Genomic DNA, 5837 nt, shown 5'->3' on the forward strand with positions numbered 1-5837 from the left:
TTTTTCTTGCGCGGCGGGCCGTGAGGCTCAGGGGGTGAACAATCGCCGCCGGAGGTCGCCCGCCGCCTGGGGCGCCAGGGCCCAGGGCTCGACGAAGTAGCGGTGGAACAGGCGCTTCGGCTCCGTGGCGAAACGCCAGAGCCATTCCACACCAAGCCGTCCGGTCCATCGGGGGGGCGTGGCCACCGCGCCCGCCTCATAGGCCAGGGCGCCGCCGATCGGCATGATCACGCACGGGGGCAGACGGTCGCGGTTGGCCTCGATCCAGATTTCCTGACGGGGCATGCCCATCCCCACGAGAAGAACGTGGGGCTGATGGCTGTGGATGGTCTCCAGGACGGCGTCGTTCCCGGGTCCCGTCACGTCGAAGAAGCCGTTGAGTGTGGACAGCTTGAGGCCGGGATGGCGATCCGTGATCGCGACGACCGCCTTTTCGCCCACGCCGGGCGCGCAGCCCAGGTGGAACACGCGCCAGCCTTCGGCGGCGGCCCGGCTCCAGAACGCCTCGCGCCAGTCCAGATAGGTCACGCGGTGCGCCCGCCCCACGTCCTGGCCCATCAGACGGCCCCAGGCGATCAGGGGCGTGGAATCGATCTCGATCCGGTCGGCGCGGGCGTACAGGGCCGCCATGGCGGGGGTTCGCCGCCACAGATGCAGGCTGTGCAGATTGTGGTTGGCGATCAGGGCCGGGCGACGGGCGGCGACGCGGGCGCCGATGAAATCCAGCAGATGACCCGTCGTCATGACGTCCATTTCACCGCCCAGGAGGCGGATGCGGCGTGGCGACGCGGCCGGATCGGTCATGTCAGGGACGTCCCTCATGACGCCAATGTCGCATATGGGAGTTTCCCGCCCCTCAGCGAGGACGGTTAACGGGGTGTGACCAATGGATGAAGCGTCGCCGCCGGGGTGGCGCGGGCCCGTTCGGGCCGCTATGCCGCACAGGATAATTTCCCAGAGAGGACCAGCCCATGCGCGTGGCGATGATCGGAACCGGCTATGTGGGCCTCGTCTCAGGCGCCTGTTTCGCTGACTTCGGCCACAGCGTGGTGTGCATCGACACCGACGAGTCCAAGATCGACCGTCTGAAAGCCGGCGGCATTCCCATCTATGAGCCTGGCCTGGACGCCCTGGTGGCCAACAACGTGCGGGACGGCCGTCTGAGCTTCGCCACCGACCCGGCCCAGGCGATCGCGGAGGCCGATGCGGTGTTCATCGCCGTGGGCACGCCGTCGCGGCGGGGCGACGGCCATGCGGACCTGTCCTATGTCCACGCCGCCGCCGCCGGAATCGCCGACCTGATGCAGGGATTCACCGTGGTGGTGACCAAGTCGACGGTGCCGGTGGGCACGGGCGACGAGATCGAACGCATCATCCGGGAGCGGCGGCCGGACGCCGAGTTCGCCGTGGTCTCCAACCCCGAGTTCCTGCGTGAAGGCGCGGCCATCGAAGACTTCAAGCGTCCTGATCGGGTGGTGGTGGGAACCGAGGACGAGCGGGCGCGCGATGTGATGCGCGAGTTGTACCGGCCGCTGAAGCTGAACGAGACGCCGATCCTGTTCACCGGGCGGCGCACATCGGAGCTGATCAAATATGCGGCCAACGCCTTCCTGGCCATGAAGATCACCTTCATCAACGAGATGGCGGACCTGTGCGAGGCCGTGGGCGCCGACGTGCAGCAGGTGGCGCGGGGCATCGGCCTGGACAAGCGCATCGGATCCAAATTCCTGAACGCGGGACCGGGATACGGCGGCAGCTGTTTTCCCAAGGACACCCTGGCGCTGGTGCGCACGGCTGACGACGCCGGGTCGCCCGTCCGGCTGGTGAAGACCACGGTCGAGATCAACGACGCACGCAAGAAGGCCATGGCCGGCCGAGTCTCACAGGCGGCGGGCGACCTGAAGGGCAAGACCGTCGCCATCCTGGGCCTGACCTTCAAGCCGAATACGGACGACATGCGCGACGCGCCCTCCCTGGACGTGGTCCCGGCCCTGCTGGCCATGGGGGCGACCGTGCGGGCGTTCGATCCGGAAGGCATGGAAGAAGCGGCAAAGGTGCTGGGGGGGGACGTGACCTTCGTGGACGGCCCCTATTCGGCGGTCGAGGGCGCGGACGTGGCCGTGATCCTGACCGAATGGGACCAGTTCCGGGCGCTGGATCTGGATCGGGTCAAGACGCTGATGAAGGCGCCGGTGATGGTGGACCTGCGCAACGTCTATCGACCGGACGATATGCGCTCGCGCGGGTTCAGATACAGCTCCATCGGGCGGGCCTGAGGCTCTAGGTGAGCTTGTCGGCCTTGCGCAGGTCGGGGAACAGCTTCGCCCAGATGCCGGTGGAGGCCAGGGCGCCGAAGCCGCCGAAGACCGCCGCGCCCACGGGACCGAGGAAGCGTACGGCCACACCGGAGTAAGCCTCGCCCAGTTCGTTCGACGCGCCGATGAAAAGCATGGACACCGAGCTGACCCGGCCGCGCATGTGATCGGGCGTGGCCAGCTGGATCAGGGTCTGGCGGATGTTCACGCTGATCATGTCCGCCGCGCCGCCCAGGAACAGCACCATCACCGACAGCCAGAACCACTGGGACAGGCCGAAGGTCAGGGTGCAGAGGCCGAACACGGCCACGGCGCCGAACATCCACCATCCCCCGCGCCGTCGGATGGGGAAGCGCGACAGCCACACCGCCACGGTCAGGGCGCCCACGCCGAACGAGGCGCGCAGCAGGCCGAAGCCTTCGGGGCCAACATGCAGGATGTCGCGGGCGAAGATGGGGGTGAGCAGGGCGACGCCCGCCAGCAGCACCACGATCAGATCCAGCGAGATGGCGCCCAGGACCATCTTGGTTTTCCAGACATAGGCCAGGCCTTCCTGCACGGCGGCGAAGCGGGACGGGCCGCCCGGGATGATCTCGGGTTTACCGCTGGTGCGGATCAGGGCGATGGCGGCGGCGGCGGCGATGAACATGGACAGGGCGACCGCATAGGCCAGCGGCACCGACACGCCGACGATGACCCCGCCCAGGGCCGGGCCGGCGATGGCCCCGGTCTGGAAGGCGATGGACTGGGCCGCGATGGCCGGCGGCAGGGCGCGGCGGCCCACCACCATGGGCAGGAAAGCCTGGGATGCGGGCGCCAGGAACGCCCGGCAGGCGCCGAACAGGGCCGCCACGGCCAGCAGGCCCCACAGGGGCGGCGACCCGTGGATGGCCATGGCCAGAAAGGCCACGGCGCACAGCCCCTCCACGATCACCGAGATGATCACCGTCAGCTTGCGGTCCCGGCGGTCAGCCATCTCGCCGGCGGGCAGGGTGAAGGCCAGAAGCGGCAGAAACTGCACCAGACCCACCAGGCCCAGATAGAGGCTGGCCTGTTCGATGGGGTGGTCGCGGCGGGCGATCTCATAGACCTGCCACAGCAGGGCCGAAGACTGGGTCTGGATGGCCAGCACCGCCAGAACCCGCCCGATCCACAGATAGCGGAAGTCGCGGATGCCCCATGGGCTGTCGTGCCCGCCGCCGGGAATGTCCGGCTCGCGGGCGGACGGATTCGGGTTTTCGGGGGTCTCTACGCTCACGACCGCCGGGGATACTTCGGATAGGGCGTCCCGTCGCGGTGGAAATAGCGGTCCGCGCCCTTCGGCAGAACCATGTCGATGTCGGGGTAGTCGCACCCGTCGCCGCCCGGCGTGCGGGTCCCCACCTCCAGCAGCACGGCCAGGGCGCCCGAGCGGTTCTCGATCTTGTGGCCGTTGGGGACGCCTGCCCGGAAGCCCGCGCAGTCGCCCGCGTTCAGGATCGTCTCGCCGTCCTCCTCGACCAACACCACCTGGCCCTGCATCACCCAGACGAACTCGTCCTCGCCCTCGTGCCAGTGGCGCTGACTGGACCAGTCGCCGGGCGACAGGTGCAGGAGGTTGACCCCGAACTGGCTGAGGCCCGCCGCGTCGCCCAGACGCCAGCGACGACGACCGAGGCACGGCCCGGCGTGTTCGTCGGGATAGGTGGTCCCGTGGCCGGCGGGGGCGGTTTGCAGATCAATCCTGGGCATGACGGACTTCTCGCGGGCGGCGGCCCGTCCTAAAGCTGGGCCATGACCGCATCTGTCGATCCCGTGCGCCTGACGCAAGACCTGATCCGCATTCCGTCCATCACCCCCGCCGACGAAGGGGCCATGGACCTGGTGCAGGCGGAGCTGGAGCGTCTGGGCTTCACCTGCCGCCGCATGCCGTTCGAGGGCATCGAGAACCTGTACGCGCGGCGCGGGAGCGAGGGGCCGAACCTGTGCTTCGCAGGCCATACGGACGTGGTGGCCACCGGGCCGCTGGAGGCGTGGCGGCATCCGCCTTTCGAGGCCGTCATCGAGGACGGGGTGCTGTACGGACGCGGGGCCGCGGACATGAAGGGCTGCATCGCCGCCTGGATCGCAGCAGTGGACTCAGTTCTGGCGAAGGGTCAGCCGCAAGGATCGCTGTCGCTGCTGATCACCGGCGACGAGGAAGGCCGCGCCATCCACGGGACCAAGGCGGTGGTTCAGGCCCTGATGGACGAGGGCGAGGTCATCGACGCCTGCGTGGTGGGCGAGCCGTCTTCGGCCCGCGAACTGGGCGACGCCATCAAGATCGGGCGGCGCGGCTCGCTGAACGCCTGGATCACCGTGAAGGGGCGTCAGGGCCACGTGGCCTATCCGGAGCGGGCGGCCAATCCGGCCCCGGTGCTGGCCCGGCTGCTGGCCGAACTGGACGGCCATGTGCTGGACGAGGGCTATCCGTCGTTCCCGCCGTCCAATCTGGAGATCACCACCATCGACATCGCCAATCCGGCCATGAATGTGATCCCGGACACGGCGACGGGGCGGCTGAACATCCGCTTCAACCCGGCCCACACGGGCGAGAGCCTGATGGCCTGGATCCGCGAGCGGGTCGAGGCGGCGCAAGGCGGCAGCGGCTGCGGCGTGGGGGTGGAGTTCCTCCACTCGGGCGACGCCTTCCTGACCGAACAGGGGCCGTTCGTGGCCGCGGTGCAGGACGCGGTGGAGGCGGTGACGGGCCGCCGCCCCGAGCCGTCCACCAGCGGCGGCACCTCGGACGCCCGCTTCATCACCCGCATGGCGCCGGTGCTGGAACTGGGTCTGGTCGGCCAGACCATCCACCAGATCGACGAGCGCGTCCCGGTGCAGGAGATCATCGACCTGACCCGGGTCTATGAGCGGGTGATCGAGGGCTATTTCGCGCAGGCGGGATAGACCCCCTGACCGAAGACAGCCTCAGGTCAGCAGGACCCGCAGCAGGGCGTCCAGAACCGGGCGTCCCTCGGGCGACGCGGCCACGCGGCCATCCATGACGGCGAGTTGTCCCCCCTCTTGCAGATTCCGGACCCGCGCGCCCAGGTCCATGCGTGTGATCAGATCGACGGAGACGCCCTCGGTGGTGCGCAGGCCCAGCAGCAGACGCTCCTCGTCGGCCTCGAGGGGCGACAGGCGCTGAGTCTCGCTCCAGGGCCGGCCGGCGGCGACGCCCGCCCCATAATCCGCGACGCCGCGCCGGGCGACGGTGGCGGTGCGCACGCCCTCCAGCGTCAGACGGCCGTGGGCGCCGGGGCCTAAGCCGACATAGTCCCCACTCCGCCAGACATGCAGATTGTGCGCCGAGCGCGCCGCGTCGCCGCGGGCGTGGTTGGAGACCTCGTAGGCGTCGAAGCCGCGGGCCTCCAGCACTGTCTGTGTGGCTTCATAGAGGTCGGCGGCGAGATCCTCGTCGGGCGGGACCAGCGTCCCGCGCGCGAAGGCCCGGCCGAAGGCGGTCGTGGGCTCTATGGTCAGCTGATAGGGCGAGACGTGCTC

5 protein-coding genes and 1 pseudogene are annotated in these 5837 nt (G+C 69.3%); 2 read left to right on the forward strand and 4 right to left on the reverse strand.

Annotation, left to right across the window (positions count from 1 at the left end; translation table 11 throughout):
* Positions 1-27 precede the first annotated feature (27 nt).
* Positions 28-804, reverse strand: coding sequence for a WecB/TagA/CpsF family glycosyltransferase (locus tag C0461_RS12955; protein ID WP_292107590.1), 777 nt, complete (start codon positions 802-804; stop codon positions 28-30).
* 167 nt (positions 805-971) lie between these two features.
* Between C0461_RS12955 and C0461_RS12960 the strand changes: the two genes are divergently transcribed.
* Positions 972-2276 carry a UDP-glucose/GDP-mannose dehydrogenase family protein gene (locus tag C0461_RS12960; protein ID WP_292107591.1) on the forward strand — a complete coding sequence of 435 codons (1305 nt, stop codon included), beginning with the start codon at positions 972-974 and terminating at the stop codon, positions 2274-2276.
* Positions 2277-2280: 4 nt separating this feature from the next.
* Here C0461_RS12960 and C0461_RS12965 read toward each other — a convergent pair whose 3' ends face one another.
* The gene (locus tag C0461_RS12965) at positions 2281-3489 is read right to left on the reverse strand and encodes an MFS transporter (protein WP_292107595.1); all 1209 of its coding nucleotides are present in this window, start codon (positions 3487-3489) and stop codon (positions 2281-2283) included.
* An 80-nt stretch (positions 3490-3569) separates the two neighbouring features.
* Complete coding sequence (locus C0461_RS12970) at positions 3570-4046, reverse strand: cupin domain-containing protein (RefSeq protein ID WP_292107592.1); 477 nt, start codon at positions 4044-4046, stop codon at positions 3570-3572.
* Between the two features lie 42 nt (positions 4047-4088).
* Here C0461_RS12970 and dapE point away from each other — a divergent pair, with 42 nt between their 5' ends.
* On the forward strand, positions 4089-5240 hold the full coding sequence (dapE, locus tag C0461_RS12975) for a succinyl-diaminopimelate desuccinylase (protein WP_292107593.1): 1152 nt from the start codon (positions 4089-4091) through the stop codon (positions 5238-5240).
* Positions 5241-5261: 21 nt separating this feature from the next.
* Here dapE and C0461_RS12980 read toward each other — a convergent pair.
* Positions 5262-5837: pseudogene (locus C0461_RS12980) on the reverse strand (coproporphyrinogen III oxidase); the annotation flags it as partial.

The sequence above is a fragment of the Brevundimonas sp. genome (genome assembly GCF_013823285.1).
GTDB lineage: Bacteria > Pseudomonadota > Alphaproteobacteria > Caulobacterales > Caulobacteraceae > Brevundimonas.

Excerpts from the sequence above, each read along its gene's own strand:
- C0461_RS12955 (WP_292107590.1), bottom strand. The coding sequence starts at position 804 with ATGACCGATCCGGCCGCGTCGCCACGCCGCATCCGCCTCCTGGGCGGT.
- C0461_RS12960 (WP_292107591.1), top strand. The coding sequence starts at position 972 with ATGCGCGTGGCGATGATCGGAACCGGCTATGTGGGCCTCGTCTCAGGC.
- C0461_RS12970 (WP_292107592.1), bottom strand. The coding sequence starts at position 4,046 with ATGCCCAGGATTGATCTGCAAACCGCCCCCGCCGGCCACGGGACCACC.
- dapE (WP_292107593.1), top strand. The coding sequence starts at position 4,089 with ATGACCGCATCTGTCGATCCCGTGCGCCTGACGCAAGACCTGATCCGC.